The 15,799-nt window shown below is 51.5% G+C and carries 15 protein-coding genes; 3 read left to right on the forward strand and 12 right to left on the reverse strand.

Features of this window, described 5'->3' with window-relative positions; all coding sequences use genetic code 11:
* Nucleotides 1-15 precede the first annotated feature (15 nt).
* Both NUV48_02495 and NUV48_02500 read left to right on the forward strand, forming a co-directional pair.
* The gene (locus NUV48_02495; GenBank protein ID MCR4441010.1) at nt 16-216 is read left to right on the forward strand and encodes a desulfoferrodoxin family protein; all 201 of its coding nucleotides are present in this window, start codon (nt 16-18) and stop codon (nt 214-216) included.
* A 285-nt stretch (nt 217-501) separates the two neighbouring features.
* A complete protein-coding gene (locus tag NUV48_02500; GenBank protein MCR4441011.1) occupies nt 502-1,506 on the forward strand; it encodes a sodium:calcium antiporter in 1,005 nt (334 codons plus the stop codon).
* A 7-nt stretch (nt 1,507-1,513) separates the two neighbouring features.
* Here the strand turns inward: NUV48_02500 and NUV48_02505 are convergent, their stop codons facing one another.
* The 4 genes from NUV48_02505 to NUV48_02520 form a co-directional block, all read right to left on the reverse strand.
* Nucleotides 1,514-2,980, reverse strand: coding sequence for a PLP-dependent transferase (locus NUV48_02505; protein MCR4441012.1), 1,467 nt, complete (start codon nt 2,978-2,980; stop codon nt 1,514-1,516).
* Nucleotides 2,981-3,059: 79 nt separating this feature from the next.
* Complete coding sequence (locus NUV48_02510; protein MCR4441013.1) at nt 3,060-4,874, reverse strand: cobalamin-dependent protein; 1,815 nt, start codon at nt 4,872-4,874, stop codon at nt 3,060-3,062.
* Nucleotides 4,867-5,106, reverse strand: a complete 240-nt coding sequence (locus NUV48_02515) for a hypothetical protein (protein MCR4441014.1) — start codon at nt 5,104-5,106, stop codon at nt 4,867-4,869. Before NUV48_02515 ends, NUV48_02510 begins: the two co-directional genes overlap by 8 nt.
* A gap of 72 nt (nt 5,107-5,178) precedes the next feature.
* Nucleotides 5,179-5,910: an FCD domain-containing protein gene (locus tag NUV48_02520; protein ID MCR4441015.1), complete on the reverse strand. Its 732-nt coding sequence runs from the start codon at nt 5,908-5,910 to the stop codon at nt 5,179-5,181.
* A 152-nt stretch (nt 5,911-6,062) separates the two neighbouring features.
* On the opposite strand from NUV48_02520, the gene NUV48_02525 reads away from it, so the two are divergent.
* A complete protein-coding gene (locus NUV48_02525) occupies nt 6,063-8,246 on the forward strand; it encodes a hypothetical protein (GenBank protein MCR4441016.1) in 2,184 nt (727 codons plus the stop codon).
* 46 nt (nt 8,247-8,292) lie between these two features.
* On the opposite strand, the gene NUV48_02530 is transcribed toward NUV48_02525, so the two are convergent.
* The 8 genes from NUV48_02530 to mreC all read right to left on the reverse strand — a co-directional run bounded on the left by NUV48_02530 (nt 8,293) and on the right by mreC (nt 15,796).
* Nucleotides 8,293-8,844, reverse strand: coding sequence for a hypothetical protein (locus tag NUV48_02530; GenBank protein MCR4441017.1), 552 nt, complete (start codon nt 8,842-8,844; stop codon nt 8,293-8,295).
* 134 nt (nt 8,845-8,978) lie between these two features.
* Nucleotides 8,979-10,109, reverse strand: a complete 1,131-nt coding sequence (gene rodA, locus NUV48_02535) for a rod shape-determining protein RodA (protein MCR4441018.1) — start codon at nt 10,107-10,109, stop codon at nt 8,979-8,981.
* Nucleotides 10,110-10,207: 98 nt separating this feature from the next.
* Nucleotides 10,208-10,486: a cell division topological specificity factor MinE gene (gene minE / locus NUV48_02540; protein MCR4441019.1), complete on the reverse strand. Its 279-nt coding sequence runs from the start codon at nt 10,484-10,486 to the stop codon at nt 10,208-10,210.
* 20 nt (nt 10,487-10,506) lie between these two features.
* Nucleotides 10,507-11,304, reverse strand: a complete 798-nt coding sequence (minD, locus tag NUV48_02545; GenBank protein MCR4441020.1) for a septum site-determining protein MinD — start codon at nt 11,302-11,304, stop codon at nt 10,507-10,509.
* Nucleotides 11,304-11,996: a hypothetical protein gene (locus NUV48_02550; GenBank protein MCR4441021.1), complete on the reverse strand. Its 693-nt coding sequence runs from the start codon at nt 11,994-11,996 to the stop codon at nt 11,304-11,306. Before NUV48_02550 ends, minD begins: the two co-directional genes overlap by 1 nt.
* A gap of 224 nt (nt 11,997-12,220) precedes the next feature.
* The gene (locus NUV48_02555) at nt 12,221-14,344 is read right to left on the reverse strand and encodes a penicillin-binding protein 2 (GenBank protein ID MCR4441022.1); all 2,124 of its coding nucleotides are present in this window, start codon (nt 14,342-14,344) and stop codon (nt 12,221-12,223) included.
* A 43-nt stretch (nt 14,345-14,387) separates the two neighbouring features.
* Complete coding sequence (gene mreD / locus NUV48_02560; GenBank protein ID MCR4441023.1) at nt 14,388-14,909, reverse strand: rod shape-determining protein MreD; 522 nt, start codon at nt 14,907-14,909, stop codon at nt 14,388-14,390.
* Complete coding sequence (gene mreC / locus NUV48_02565; GenBank protein MCR4441024.1) at nt 14,906-15,796, reverse strand: rod shape-determining protein MreC; 891 nt, start codon at nt 15,794-15,796, stop codon at nt 14,906-14,908. Before mreC ends, mreD begins: the two co-directional genes overlap by 4 nt.
* Nucleotides 15,797-15,799 lie beyond the last annotated feature (3 nt).

Below are 15,799 nucleotides of genomic sequence, written 5' to 3' on the forward strand. Positions count from 1 at the left end.
CGAAAGGATGGGAAAATACATGTCGGCGTGGGCTCGCTTCCCCATCCGATGAAGGATGAACACTACATCGAATGGATCGCGGTCGTCACCGGCAGCGGCACAGAGAGGATTTCACTGTTGCCGGGAGACGAGCCGAAAGCGGTTTTCTGCGGCAGGCCCAATCCCAAGGTTTACGCCTACTGCAACCTTCACGGCCTGTGGAAGACAGACCTATAAATGGAACATTAAGCCGGACGAGTCTTGACAAAATACCGGTTTACCTTCATAATTAAAACAAACTTAAAACAACCCATAAAGGGGAGTAGCTGGCAGGTTTCCCTGCCGGTAAAATCGTCAAGACGGTCTGGCAGACCCGGTTTTACCTGCGCAAACTGCTTAGGAAATTTGAGATTCTTGGGCATAAGGCAAAGCAAGACCTTTATCTCACCAGGAGATAAAGGTCTTTTTGTTACACATGCCGCTGGCCTTTTTCAGCAATAATTATTAACAGGGAGGAATTAAATGATTTACGCTCTTTTGCTGTTTAGCCTGGTAATCATTCTCATCGGTGCAGAAATCTTCACCAACGGTATCGAATGGCTGGGGAAAAAACTGCACCTGGGCGAGGGGGCTGTCGGCAGCATCCTGGCAGCAGTAGGAACAGCTCTCCCGGAAACAACGATCCCGGTTATCGCCATTCTTTTCGGCTCAGGAGAAGACGCCACCCATATCGGGATAGGAGCCATCCTGGGAGCGCCTTTCATGCTGGCTACCCTGGCCATGTTTGTCACGGGGACTGCCGCAGCTCTTTACAGAATCAATGGTGAAAAACGCACCTTCATGTTATGCGACTCCATCATCATGAGAAGGGACCTTTCATTTTTCATCCTGGTTTATACCGTGGCCCTGCTGGCCGCCTATCTCCCGTCCCATAAGATTAAACTGGTTGTCGCCGCTTTCCTTGTCCTGGCGTATGCCGTCTATGCCTATCATACGATCAGGGCTGGAGAAACGCTCAGCGATGCGGACCTTGAACCCCTTATTTTCCGAAAATCAAGACCTAACCCGTCTTCATTCTGGGTCCTGCTGCAGGTGGGTACCGCGCTGGCCATTATTATCATTGGAGCCCGCGCCTTCGTCAATGCCATCTCCACGGTTTCTACCCTCTGGGGAGTACCCGCCTTTGTGCTGGCTGTGATCATCGCTCCCGTTGCCACCGAGCTTCCGGAAAAGTTCAACAGCATCGTCTGGGTCAGGCAGGGGAAAGACACGCTCGCTTTGGGAAACATCACCGGGGCCATGGTTTTTCAAAGCTCCGTTATCCCTGCCCTGGGTATTCTTCTGACCCCCTGGGAACTCTCACCGCTCGCCCTGTTAAGCGGTGCCCTGGCCCTGGCTTCCGCCGCAGCGATATATCTTAACCTGCGGCTGAAAAACCGGATCAGACCACGGACACTTATCGGCGTCGGAACCCTGTACATTATTTTCTTCGCAGCCGTGGTCTTCTCCGGAGGCGGTCTTCATTAAGAAGGCCTTATTCCAGCACCCCTGCGTACTTGCAGGTGATGTTAATGAGGGCAACCAGCGCTTTGACGGCCATACGGGTAATATCGGGGATCAACTGGCCGTACTCGTCGGTTGTGGCAAGACCGGTGGAAATATAAATATTGGCATCATAAGCAATAGTGGGAATAACACCCATAGCGCTCATTCCGCTCTGGAATATATTGGTTCCGGAATACATGTCCTCGATGCTGAAAATGGGAATACCGGTTTTCCCGTCCTGCCAGGTTCCTTCGTAATTGATCTCCACCGCGGTGGAATTGTACGATTTGCTGATAATTATGCCTTCTTTGAATTGGGGCTCGATGCCGGCAAATTCCTCGACCACTATATCGTAAAGGTCGTCAACCGGCTTGGTGAGGACTTCCGGCTTGTCTTTGAGAACACGAAGCGCCGCCAGGGCCCCGACAAGCGCTTCTTTCCCCGGGTCATTGGTCACATAAGCGGCTTTCCCATAGGAAGCCGTTGTGCCGTAGCGGTCCCCGTGCATGCCAACAGCCCGGCGGATTGGCACCATCAGCTCTTCCTTGCCGATAATCAGGCCGCAGAGAGGAGAACCGGTAGCCTTATCCATGCTGTAGATGATCACGTCGCAGCCGTTTTTGACGGGATTGGTCCCCACGAAAGGAAGTCCCCAGGCATTATCGACGACATACGGGACATTGTACTTATGGGCAATTTCGGCTATTGCCTTCTGGAGTACGGGGACTCCGTCCTTATCCTTTATGGAATAGCCGTAGCCGGGAGTTTCATAACCAAGGCTGGTAAACCCGCTTAATAAGGCGGCGTTCCTGGCGGCTGCTTCTTCCAGGAGGACTTTTGAAGCCCCCGGCTCAACCTTTGAAAGCAGCGGCACCGGGTGGTACTTGATCCCGTGGACGTCATACCTGGCTCCTGCCAGCGGCACTATTACGGTATCAAGGTTATTCTGGCGTTTTCCATAGAAACCGAGTTCTCCGGCGGTTGACCCCCTGTCGGCGAAGATGTCCTTGTAACGGGGCGGAAATGGGCGGCCGTAACCGCCGTGGTGATGGAGGTGTTTTTCATATGGAGTTATATAACGCGTCCGGTAGTTGTCGCCGCGTCCCATAGCCGGCGGGGTAAAGAGGGTATCAAAAGTTATCCAGAGCCCGGCCTCGCAGGTATTGACGGGAGCGGCGTCCCAATCGTCTCCATACACCTCTTTTACAATTCCCCTGATTTCTTCGACATAGGTCGCCAGGGGCACAACTTTCCTCGCCTCGATTTCTCCCGCTTTGATGATGTCCTCCCTTAAGGGGGCAGGGCACCCGGAAATCGCTCCGGTCAAACCGAATTTACCCTTGAGTTCCGCAGGGATCCCAATCTTCTCGGCAGCCTTTTTCGCCTCGGCATAGATATTGGGAATGTTAACCTGTAAGTTTTTGTACATTTGATGCTTGAATTTGAATTTAGCCATTCTACACAACCCCTTTTTAAAATATATTTTTATTCTTTTTAAGATGAGCAATTTAAGCTCATCCAATTCAAAGCCAGTGCTATTCCGTAAACACGGTTCCTCTTCCTCCCCTGCCGGGGTATGCCCCTTCGGCGACACTGCCCAGCAGGCCGTCGTACAGCGATTGGACAAAATCTCCCTTGTCGGCTACGCTTTCCAGGACTTCCTGGATGTCTCCCACCATTTTTTTCGCCCATTCCTCGGCCTGCCCGGTCGGTTTGATCCCGGCCTGGCCAAAGAAGCGAAACGCTTCCTGCACGGCCCTGAGCGTATCTATCCTTGATTGGGCTGAAATAGGCCCGCCGGAATAAGCTTCGTCCGAAGAGGCGATGGAAATGGCTTCCACTCCAAGCGACGACGCCAGGGCGGCATGCAGGGCCGTTGTCACCGCCGATTGGACCCTGTCTTCGGTGTGCGTAAGAAAACCGATCGGAGCGCCCGGCCAGATCGGGGCATCGATGATGCTGCGCAGGGCAAGCACTTTTGCCGCGTTGAAGTCAATATAATTATCATCCATCTGGCCGGAAACCATCACTTCCGGCGAATAGCAGAAAAGCGGCTGGAGAATGGGTTTTCCTCCCAGGCGCCGGCCGAGATGCGCTGTAATCAGCATGCCCGCGAAAGCCTTATAGGCAGGTACTCCGCATAGCTCCTCGTTGGTAACCACATCAAAGGGAAGCTTGAACTGCACGGCATAAAGGATCGCCCTGATGGCGTCGACGGTCAGCCGGGCCGGGTCGGTACCGCCGCCCAGCGAACCGTACGCAATGTTTATTTTCGTCAGGTCCGCCCCGGCGTGCCCGGCCAGCAGCACTGTCTCCGGGGTATTCAGCCCGCGATGGGCCCTGACCTGCCACAAGGTGTGCCGACGCAGCGACGCCTTAATCCTTTTCAGGTTTTCAAAAGTGATGATTGAACCGTCTTCCTCGTGGGTAACGTACCCTTCGAGAAAACCCTCGGTTCGCGCACCCCAGGACGGGTCAAAATGGACAACCCCGTCGGCGCCCCATGCCTCGCCCACTTTGATGTGGGCGACGTCCATGAAGGGGCAGCCTGTGCCGTACTGAATGAACACGACGGGCTTTTTCCTGCTGTGCTGGAGCACCTGCACGCTCATCCGCCTGCGCGTCGCCTGCACGTAGCTTTCCAGCTGCTCAACTTCCTCGCCGGTCAGCCGCCTGGTTTTTGGGGGCAGCTCTTTTTGTTCATAGGCCTGCCTTATTTTGTGGTCGCACCACTGCAGGTATTGCTTTAATAGGGGGGCCTTGTCCCTTCCGTCCGGAAGACTCAATAACTCTTCTTTAAGCTGGGCTCTTTTGACGCCTGGCGAGGTCTTGCCGTGAGACCACCCGATTATGGAATCCACTATTTTATCCAGCAGTTCCTCGATCCGCCTGTTACGATAGCCATAACCAAAGCCCGCTGTCAGGTCGGCCTTTTGCTTGCTGGCGCCGCCCAATTCAGGCACGTATTCCCTGCCTTCCAGGAAGGCGATGACTTCTTCCGGGGTTGTTCCCGGCCCGAACCCCGCGTCATAGCCAAGTTCCTGGGCCAGTTCGGGGCGTATGCTCATCCCGCCGATGGCCAGTTTTACCTTGTCCCGCAACCCTGCAGCTTCGGCCAGGTCGACAAACCTGGAAAGCAGCTCCGCCACCCCGTATCCCAGGGTGCGGCTGACCAGGACAGCGGAAACATCATTGTCCAGCGCCGCCTTGATGACTTCTTCCGCCTGGTAATCAGGCGGCAGCAGGATTGTTTTATACCCCGCTTCGTCCAGGGCCCGCTTCATGATCTTCAATCCTATGTCGTGGACTGGGTCCAGGGGAGCAAGCAGCACCGGCCTGTTTTTATCCATTTTCCCCACCCCTTTCCAGCCAGCCGTAATGGTCGCCGGGCCTGAAGAAATAGCCCCTCGCCCGCACCCTGGCCCCTGGTCCCTGGTGCTGAATGAAAACGATGTCGGCATCTTTCAGGCCGAAACTCTCCAGGAGCTTTAAAGCCAGGGCTTTACCCTCATTCTCATCCTGGCAGACGAAAAAGGTTTCCACATCTACCGCGTCCAATATTTTCCTGTAGTGGTCTTCCATCGTTTCTCTCTCCCTTCTACCTCATCAATGATGAGCAGACATCATCAAAAAAAATTATGTGACACAACGGCTTCAGTTGTTGTTAACCCTGTTCCAATACTTTTTGACGTCCCGGATCAGGTTCTCGATATGGTTGATCATCGCCTTTTCCGCAAGCTCGGAGTCATGCAGCTCAATCGCCCGGGCGATGTTGGCGTGGTCGAGCGACACCACGCTGTGTACTTCTTTTCTGATATATTCCAATACCGGCGTCAACTGGGCATCCTGCCTGATCAGGTTCATGGCCCCCTCCAGGACCTTGTTGCGCGAAGCCTTGGCCAGGATGCGGTGAAAGGCGATGTCTTGCTCGGCGGCACCGCCCTTGGCATGCGCCACTCTTTCCTTTTGCAAGCGCTGGATATACCACAGTTCCTTAATCTCTTCATCTGTGGCGTTAACCGCCGCCAGACGGGCAATTTCCCTCTCGATGGCCCGGCGGGCCACCAGCACATCGATTAACTCTTCCGGGGTTTTTGTTTCAAGCACCTTGAAAAACTCAAACCCCTGCTCGGTTCGCATTTTTTTATCCTCAAGCTCTTTTAGCCTGCTCAGACCCGCAGGCGACAAAACTCTCCCCTGGTATCCGACCTTGCTGGTATAACCTGCGCTGTCATAATTGGCCAGTATTCGCCCCGCCGTAGCTTCGCTGACCTCCCAGCCGTAGTTTTTCAATTCTCGGCTCAGGTAACCGGACCCAACAGGAGACTCGCTCTGGTGAACCGTGAGCAAAATTAAGTATTCCTGTCTTTCCTTATCGGTTAACATCAATATCTCCTTAACCTGATACGTTTGTCATGCCGGATTGTTTCGCTATAAATATTTTATCTCATTTGTGTTTGCTATACCAGCCTTTATTTGCATAAAAAAATATCTTTACGGTTAAAGTGAATTAAAAAGAAAGCAGTAAGGGTGGTTTTTTGCACTGCCGTTTTCTAATTCTTTTGTTTCTCCTCACTGCCGCGCTTTTTCCAACCCCCGGTTTGGCCGCTCAACAATCACCGCAAACCATGCAGCAGCCTCTGCTGGTTCTGCTGGTCCCCGGCCTGACTCTCGAAGACTTGTTAAATCAAAACGCTTTAAACAAGCTGCTTGAAGAATCAGCCGTTGGACTGATGAATTCTTCCGGCGAAGGGAGCCGCAAACCGGCCGCTGCTTATCTCAGCCTGTCGTCCGGTGTCAAGGCTGCCTGCCCGGAAAGAGAAGGCGGGCTTTTTTTTCAACAAAGCGAAACTTTAAATGACGGGAAGGCCGGAGAAATATATGCGTCATGGCTGGGCAACGAAGCAGAAGAATATGAAATTGTAATGCCTTATTTCAAGTCCATCCTGGACGCCAATGTTAATAAGGGCAAACCCGGCTTGCTGGCCGACACATTGAAACGGCAGGGGGTCTCTTTTCTTTTTATGGGGAACCAGGACCTTCCCGGTACGACGTACCGGCCGGGAGCCCTGGCAGCCACAGATAGCACGGGGAGAATAAAAGAAGGATGTGTCGACGCCCGCGCCCGGGTAGTGAACAGTTCATCTCCAACCCATTATACCACCAATTACTCGTTCTTTTATGAAAAAACCGCAGAGTTTCTAAAAAACCGCCCTGGTATTGTTTTTTTGGACTTGGGAGACCTGGCCCGGCTGGACGCCATATTCGACTACCTCCCCACAGAAGTGTATAACCACAGCCGGCTGTTACTTTTAACTCAGATCTCGGCTTTCCTTGAACGCATAATGGAACTAGCCAAAGAAACCAGGACCTCCGTCCTGCTTGTTACGCCCTTCCCCGGAAAATCCACCCTGCTTTTGGGAAGCGTGCTGACTCCCGTCATTTATCACCTGCCCGGGGGAAGCGCATCTCTCCTCACTTCCGCCAGCACTAAACGGCTGGGTATGCTGACAAATCTTGACATAGCCCCTACCATCCTCTTTCAGGCCGGCATCCGCACCTACCAGGGTTTTGCGGGCAGACCGCTGCAGGTAGTTCCCCATCCTGCGCCCCTAAAATTACTGATAAGCACCGAGGAGAAAACCATCACCAATCACCGGCAGCGTCCCTTGTTCTTAAAGGGTTACGTCCTCCTGCAAATCGCCGTGGTGATCTTGGTTGCCGTTTTCATTCTCCTGCGCCATCCCCTGCTTTACCGGACCGGTCCCTTTCTCCTGGTCCTGACGGGTGGACCCCTTTTTTTCCTTCTCCTGCCAGTCGCCGGTCTTTTCGCCAGGATGGCGGTTCTCTTCTTGTACGGCGGCTTAACCGTGATTGTTCTTAAGAGATTCATGGCCATCAAACGACTTGCCTTCCTCTACCTCTTGACAGCCCTGGTAATCACGACCGACATTCTGCTGGGAGCCCCTCTTATGAAGTCATCCCTGTTGGGTTACGACCCGATAAGCGGGGCCCGCTATTACGGACTGGGAAACGAATATATGGGCGTACTGCTTGGCTCATCCTTGATCGGGCTTACCCTCTTGATGGAAACTCTCAACCGGGAGTATTCCTTATACAGCCGTTTCTATTTGCCAGGCATCCTATTCGTTTTTGGGGTTCTAACCATACTGGTGGCCGCCCCGCAGGGGGGAACAAATGTGGGCGGCGCAATCGCCTTTACCGCCAGCCTGGCGCTCCTGCCAGCCGCTGTTTACAGCAGAAGGCTGAACCTCAAAATGTTAATCGCGGTAGGTCTTTCCTGTTTTGCCACTGTCCTTATTCTTTTTTATACAGACCTTCATCGCCCTGTGGAAGTTCAGTCCCATATCGGCCTTACCGCCCGCCTGATCAGGGAAGAGGGACTCTCTTCATTGCTGCCGGTCGTCATTCGCAAGGTAAACATGAATATAAAGCTGATTCAGTATTCCCTCTGGACCAGGGTTTTTCTAACCCTGCTGGGAGCCTCGGCGTTAATATTCTACCGCCCGCCCGGGCTTATAAAAAAAATTTTTTCCGCCTTCCCTTGCTTAAAGGCCGGATTCAACGCCGGGCTGTGCGGCAGTTTCATCGCCTTGCTGGTTAATGATTCGGGTATTGTTGCCGCGGCTACCTGTTCCATCTTTGTGGTCCTTACCCTGCTCTACCTGATTGCGGAAAGAGTTGCCGATAAAACCGGGTAAATATTTGCGGGATAATTTTACCGCCGTAAATCGCATGAAAAGAATATTATTCCTTCACCCTGTCCACAGGACCTTTGCCTCTTTCCGCCCACAGCAAACGAATCTCTCTTTCCTGCCTGTTCAGCCGCCCATCCATTTCAACCCATACACTTTTTATAAACCCGGTATCCTTCTCAATTCTTGCCTGGCTTTCCTTGATACTCGCAAAATAATCGAGGTACATGGAATGGGCGTCAAACAACACGCGAATCTTATCGACCAGTTCATTTTCCACGCGAACCGCAAGCGCATCCACTTTTTTGTTCAGGGCCTTTTGTCCTTCTTCGAAAGAATCCATTCTTTTGTCAAAAGAGTCCATCCTTTTATCAAAAGAATCCATCCGGTTTTCAAAAGAGTCCATCCTTTTGTCGAAAGAGTCCATCCTTGCATCAATGCGCTTTTCCATGGCCTGCTGACCTTCAACCACATCTTCTATACGCTTTTCCAAAGCCTTTTGCCCGTTGGCGATATCATCGACCCGTTTCTCCAAGGTCTGCTGGCCGCTGGCCAGGCCTTCGAGGTGTTTTAACACCAGTTCCTGGTATTTATCACTTTTCAATATTTTTTGCCTCCTTTCTCGATAAAAGTATATCACTTCGCGGGTCCATTTTTTGATTTTCGACTAATAAAAAATGTATTGCCAATTGTAAGAACTTACCGCCTTTTTACTTCAACATATAACGGCGTCTATACTCAAAACAGGATTGGGTCGTGGTAGATATAAACATTCATCAATAGGCTCAAAGCGATCATATTGGCCAGAAGAGCGCTTCCCCCATAGCTCACAAAAGGCAGCGGGATGCCCGTGATAGGCATGATGCCCACGGTCATGCCGATATTCTGCAGCACATGAAAGGCAAACATGGAGACTACGCCGACTGCTACCAGGCTGCCGTAAACATCTTTGGCGTTAAGGGCTATGCGAATACCCCTGTAAATAAGAAAGAAGAAAAGCAAGAGCAAAAAGGCCGAGCCTAGAAATCCAAACTCCTCGGCCAGCACGCTGAAGATAAAGTCGGTCCACTGTTCAGGCAAGAAATCGCCCCTCGCCTGGGAACCCTGCCCCCACCCTTTACCCAGCAAGCCGCCGGAACCTACGGCTATTTGGGACTGGATAACGTTCCAACCCCAACCCCTGGGGTCAACAAGAGGATTAATAAATACCACCAGGCGCATAAGCTGGTAATCTTTGAGCGGCAGCCATAAACCCCAGTGGTAATGAGCATAGATGGCCACGCAGATGGAAGCGACACCTCCTGCCAGCAGGGTGCCCAACAAAAAAGGCGAAGCGCCGGCCGCCAGGAGCATCCCGAACATGATGGCTATATAGACCAGGCCTGTGCCCAGATCCGGTTGCTTAAGAATTAAAAGCAGGGGCAGCCCCACATAAATAAAGACTGGGATCAAGTCTTTCAAGGTTTTTAGTTTGCCGACCCTGGGCACTAAAAAACTGGCGAGTCCCAAGATAAGCAGGATTTTGACGGGTTCCGCCGGCTGGAACTTTAAAGGCCCCAAGGCTATCCATGCCTGTGCGCCCTTGGTTTCTTTCCCGAAAATTAAAACCGTCACCAAAAGGAGCAGGTTCAGGACATACATGTGCCGGCTGTACTTGATTAACCTGCTGTAATCAAAAAAGAGAAGGGAAAAGAAAGCGGCTAAGCCTATGACCGTCCAGGCTGCCTGGCGGAGGACGTAGTTGGTGTTATACTTGATACTGGCATTGTATGTGGCGCTCTGTAAAACAAAGAAACCCATCACAAGGATGAGCGCCACTACTATGAGTAGAACGTAGTCAAGACTTTTCAATATCTTGGAAAGCCGCATGCAAACACCCCTTCCGACATCCATTATACCTTGCTTGGACCTGTTTTCAAAAGGATTTTACAGGAAAGAAGGTTTCTCAATGTGTTTCCCGGCAGTGTTTAGCAGTTGTTTCTGGAAGTCAGGCGGTTAATCTTAATAACAGGAATGTTAGCCACCAGAGCAACAGATTTCTCGTCGGTGTTAAGCGATACCTCGGTTCCGCTCCTGTCAATTTCCATGTAGTTGGCAATAACTTTCAACATCTCCTCTTTCAAGCATTCGAGAAGCTGCGGTGAAATGTTTGAACGGTCATGTACCAGAACCAGGCGCAGCCTTTCTTTGGCCACGTTCTTACTGGAAGGAACCTCTTTTCCTACCAGCTTGCCAAACAAATCCATCCCGTATACCCCCTCGTCAATTAACTCCTAAAACCAAGGAGTTTTTTCAACCTGCCGAACAAAGTTTCTTCAATATCCAAAGAAATAAGAGGCACCTGTTCTCCTGCAATTCTCCTGGCTATGTTGCGATAGGCCTGTCCCGCCCACGAATTGGCATCAAGCACGGCCGGTTCTCCCCTGTTCGTTGAAATTACTATTGATTCATCTTCAGGCACTACACCCAAAAGTTCAATAGCCAGGATGTCGATCATGTCATTAATATCCATCATGTCACCTTTTTTTACCATTACCGGACGGATGCGGTTGATGACCAGCTTTGGATTCCTTAGTTCCGATGCTTCCAACAGCCCGATAATCCTGTCGGCATCCCTCACTGCGGCAACTTCAGGGGTTGTCACCACCACGGCCTTTTCCGCTCCGGCAATGGCATTGCGAAAACCCTGCTCGATACCCGCCGGGCAGTCAATCAGCACGTAATCAAATTCTTCTTTGAGTTCCTGGCACAATTTCTTCATCTGCTCAATGGTGACGGCCGTTTTATCCTTAGTTTGGGCGGCCGGCAGCAGGACGAGGTGCTCAAAGCGCTTGTCCCTGATCAGGGCCTGTTTTAATCGGCAGTGGCCATTGGCGGCATCCACAAGGTCATAAACGATGCGGTTTTCCAGGCCCATTACCACATCAAGGTTTCTCAATCCTATATCAGTATCAACCAGCACCACTTTATGGCCCATTGAGGCCAAGGCGGTTCCAATATTGGCGGTTGTTGTCGTTTTGCCTACCCCGCCCTTGCCGGAAGTTACCACGATCACTTCACCCATCAACCAATACCTCCCATAATCTCAAAACTGCTTGTTATATTTTTCCATTCCTTTACTATGACCATTCCTTCTTGAATCCTGGCTATTTCCGGACTTGAAGGTTTTTCGTCCGGAGCGCGTGTAATATAACCGGCAATACGGAGCTGCGTCGGCTCCAGCCGCAGGGCGGCTACCCAGACATCTTCGTCTCCTTCCGCCCCCGCATGCACCGTTCCCAGCAAACTGCCCAAAACAAGGACAAAACCGGAAGCCGTAATCTTGGAGCCGGGCTTGGCATCTCCAAAAACAATAACATTCCCGGCAAAAGTAACATCCTGCCCGGAGCGTATGCTGCGGCTGACAACAAGAGTGGGTACCCTGCTGATTTTTTCATTCATGTAAAAATTCCACTCTTTCGCCTTCAGCCGGGAACCCTTCGTTTCAGCGTTCTCTTTTTTTGAGCACCCCGTTTTCAGACCACTGATGCTCAACCCGCTTCCTTCAAAAATCTCCCAAAGCCTGCTCACCTGTTCCGGCGACAGCCGGCGCCTTCCCAACTCCAGTGTAACGCTGGCCCCTTCGAAAAAGACGCCGTTTTTACCGTTCAGCCGGTTTTTTAGATCAGTGAGAATATCCTCCCACTGGGCTTGATCATCAAGAAGCACCGTCAGGCCATCCCTGTTCCCCTTGATCGCCGTGAGTTCCTTTTTCATCAAATTCTTAATGTTCCCCCTCTATCCTGTTAAATCTATGTTCGCTATGAAATCAACAAATCCCTGCCGGCCTGAAATAAAAAACGGGCTTTTTTTCCCCGCTTTTTCATCGAATTTTGACACATTCCGCCTGTTTCCGGCACGCGTACCTGCCTAACCACAGCCTTGCCGTCGGAATTAGAAAGGAACGGGGATCTAAACAGCAGACGGCCGCAGGCCGGCAATTACGGCGTGCTTTGCGCTTCATCAACAGCCTCTCCGCCTTGAGCTTCACTGTTTTCCTGGGAAACAGCACCGGAATCCGGCCTGTCTGACGTCGCCTGGTTGAGCTTTAGTTCCACCGGTTTGACCCCGAAATACTGCTCAAAGACCGCCTTAGCCACCAGGCCTATGGAACCGGAGCCGCTCCACCCGTGTTCTATAACACCGGCAAAAGCTATCTGCGGGTTATCGGCCGGCGCGAAAGCGATAAATAGACCGTCATAATCATTCTTGCCGTAACCCTCTCTCCCGGGCTGGGCGGTACCCGTTTTAGCCGCTACTTTTATGTTTGCGGGAAAGTGTTTAAAGAGCGAATAAGCTGTCCCTCCCGGGGAGGTAACAGCCTCCATGGCCTTACGAGTTTCCTCAAGTGTCCGGGGCGCCATGGAAACCTGTTTGACCAGTTCAGGCTTAAACTCTTTGATTATTTGTCCGTCAGGGCTGACAATTCTATCAACCGTGTAGGGTTTGTAGCGCTTGCCCCCGTTGGCCAGCGTAGCCACATAATTTGCCATACCGATAACTGTGTACTGGTTATATCCCTGGCCTATGCCGGTATTGTAAGTGTCCCAGTCGTGCCACTGGGTATAGTGTTCAAGCTGGATTCTCCTCTCCTGTTCCCATAACCTCTTTTTGCTGTTTAGTTCATACTCCAGCTTCTTTTTTTCCTGGTCGGTAGGGGACAGGGCAATTTTTTCACTGTATTCTTTCTCCAGGGCTGCAATTTTTTCATCGATGTTCTTGTTTATCTTATTCGCCCTCATGTTGAATTCCATTGCCTGCCAGTCCGGGCCGGGTAGGAGCCCGCTGCTCTCGTATGGCAAATCGATCCCGGTGGGCCCGCCCAGGCCGAAATCCAATCCCACCCTGGCGATCTGGGTTATCCCGGCCCTCCGGGCCATTTCCTGAAAATATACGTTGCACGATTGGGCCATGGCGGAATAGTAGTTAACCTTGCCATGAGTTCCCCAGCATTTGATATATGGTGGATACCAGTACTTTCCCGTGCAAGCCACTGTATCCTGGGGATTCATTCCGCCTGACTCAAGGGCAGCCATCCCGGTAATGGGCTTAAAAGTGGAACCTGGAACGTAACTGCCCTGAATAGCCCTGTTGCTCAGCGCAGGAGGACGGTTGCGAAAATAGTAATCGACCTTGTCCTGCTTGAGCGGCTTGCCGTTAAAATCATCGGGGTTTAGCGCCGGCCGGCTGGCCATAGCCAAGACCTTGCCGGTATTTACATCAAGCACCACGGCTGCTCCGGCTTGAGCCTTGGGATGCTCTTTTTGCACTTTGGCCAGCGTCTCGTCAAAGGACTTTTCCAATGCCTGCTGGAGATCAAGGTCAATGGTCAGCACGAGTTTATTGCCGGAGACGGGGGGAATGGTCCTGACTTCCCTGACGGGGCGGTTTTTGGCAGTTACTTCCATCTGGCGGTAGCCGTTTTTTCCACGCAGGTAATGTTCATATGTTTTTTCCACACCGGTTTTACCCACCAGGTCCCCCAGTCCATAATCCTCGAAACCAGGCTGGTCCAGTTCTTCCTTTATTGAATGGACATATCCCAGCAGGTGCCCGGCCAGTATCCCGTAAGGATACGAACGCTGGGGCTGAGCGGTTATATTCACCCCGGGCAAATCGCGCCGCCGTTCCTCGATGGCCGTTATCAACTCAACAGAAACATCTCTTTTGATAATAATCGGTTCAAACAACCTGTTTTTTTGCAAATTGATAGCGCTTTTGATACTTTCAAAAGTTATTTCCGGGTCGTCCAAAATCTCAACAAGTTTATTGATAACCTCGTCCGTATCCTGGTCTTTTAAACCCAAATAGTCAAGAGACAGGTTAAAAACCGACCTGTTAGTGGCCAAAACCTTGCCGTGGCGATCAACTATATCCCCGCGCGGAGCCGGTTCAATAATCAAGCGCATCGTGTTGGATACCGCCTGGTTTCGATAAATCTCGGCTTTAAAAAGCTGCAGCCAGGAAATTCGCAAAAACAGGGCACTAAAAATTATCAATACCACCCCTAGGTAAACACGCAAGCTTTTTTCCACAACCAGCTTTGTTTTCTTTTCTTCTCCCACAGGATATTACCTCCAAATCCCAGCCTTCACCCCGGCCCTGGTTTTAAGAAAACCGGTCCCAAAACTTAGGGTTAATCCGGTTTTCATTAAACCTGGACGCCAAGTGAAAAAAGCGCGGGTAAATGAAAGGTACCAGGCACGTATTGTAAATGGCCAGCGGAATGGAGTTCCAAAGCCACAACCTCATACTCCACTGGAGTCCAAGCGCCTTGCCGGCGAGAAAGTAAAGTGCGCTGTTAAAAAACGTTCCCGCAAACATTGAAATTATGGGTATCAACAGGTTTTCGCTGAATGCTCCCCTGGATATCCACCCCACCAAAAACGAGGTCGCACCCTTGGAAAAGGCATTCATCCCGATAAACCGGCCCAGGTAAACGTCCTCCAGCAGGCCCAGCAAAAAACCGACGATCGTCCCCCGCCGGGGTCCGCAGAGTATACTGAAAAATATTGCCAAAATTAAAACAAAATCGGGTTTAATACCGGCTAAAGCTATATGGTTAAAGATAGTGCTTTGCATAACCAGTCCGGTCAAGGCAAAAAGAAAAAGCGTCATGTATTCTCTCATGAACCACCCGCCGCCCCTGCCTTGACGTTACCGGTTTCCGCCGGCAAATACTGACTGCTGTCTATCACTTTCATGATTACAAACACTTCTTCCAGGCGGGAAAAATCAACAAAAGGCTGAACCAGGGCATTCTTAACCACCCTGCTTGGATCAAGCGAGACCTCGACAATCGAACCGATGCGGATCCCGCCTGGATACAGCCCTCCCAAGCCTGAAGTGATAACCGTCTGGCCTTTTTCAAGAGGGATATCATGGGGCAGGTGGATCATCTGCAGGTAGTCGGACCTGCCCGTGCCCACTACCACACCTGGAGTCACCCGGCTTTCAAGGATCCTGGCCCCGACACCGCTTTCCGCATCGAGAATAAGCAGCACTTCAGCCGTATTGGACGTGGTATTGATAACGACGCCCACCAGTCCCTCGTGGGTAACTACAGCCATATTCCTTTCCACTCCCTGTTTTTTCCCCTTGTTTATGATCACGGTCTTGTACCAGTTTCCGGGATCGCGGCCGATGACCTTGGCCAGGGCCAATTCGTAGCCAGCTGCGGTTTCTTCCTGATAATTGAGAAGCGCGCGCAGGCGCTCGTTCTCCATCTCCTTTTCTTTGATGGTGTTCACTTTTTCTTCAAGCGCGGCGATCTGTTTTTTCAGTTCCTCGTTTTCGCGGCGCAGCGCTTTATTATCGCCGAAATAAGCCAGCAGGTCGCTCACTCCGCCTCTCATTTTTGCTATGCCTTTTTCCAGGGGAGCAGCTGCTTCTCTCACTGCACGCGTAACAGGAAAAAGGATGGTTGTTTCCCATCCTGTCGCCTTCATTACACCAAAAAGCGCCAGCACCCCGAAAAGTAAAAGACCAGTCAACACGGCCCCTTTTTTAACGGCCACCAG

This window comes from Peptococcaceae bacterium, assembly GCA_024655825.1.
Taxonomy (GTDB): Bacteria; Bacillota; Peptococcia; order DRI-13; family PHAD01; genus JANLFJ01.

Coding starts and splice junctions, on each gene's coding strand:
- NUV48_02500 (MCR4441011.1), top strand. CDS start 502: ATGATTTACGCTCTTTTGCTGTTTAGCCTGGTAATCATTCTCATCGGT.
- NUV48_02505 (MCR4441012.1), bottom strand. CDS start 2,980: ATGGCTAAATTCAAATTCAAGCATCAAATGTACAAAAACTTACAGGTT.
- NUV48_02510 (MCR4441013.1), bottom strand. CDS start 4,874: ATGGATAAAAACAGGCCGGTGCTGCTTGCTCCCCTGGACCCAGTCCAC.
- NUV48_02515 (MCR4441014.1), bottom strand. CDS start 5,106: ATGGAAGACCACTACAGGAAAATATTGGACGCGGTAGATGTGGAAACC.
- NUV48_02520 (MCR4441015.1), bottom strand. CDS start 5,910: ATGTTAACCGATAAGGAAAGACAGGAATACTTAATTTTGCTCACGGTT.
- rodA (MCR4441018.1), bottom strand. CDS start 10,109: ATGCGGCTTTCCAAGATATTGAAAAGTCTTGACTACGTTCTACTCATA.
- minE (MCR4441019.1), bottom strand. CDS start 10,486: ATGGATTTGTTTGGCAAGCTGGTAGGAAAAGAGGTTCCTTCCAGTAAG.
- minD (MCR4441020.1), bottom strand. CDS start 11,304: ATGGGTGAAGTGATCGTGGTAACTTCCGGCAAGGGCGGGGTAGGCAAA.
- NUV48_02550 (MCR4441021.1), bottom strand. CDS start 11,996: ATGAAAAAGGAACTCACGGCGATCAAGGGGAACAGGGATGGCCTGACG.
- mreD (MCR4441023.1), bottom strand. CDS start 14,909: ATGAGAGAATACATGACGCTTTTTCTTTTTGCCTTGACCGGACTGGTT.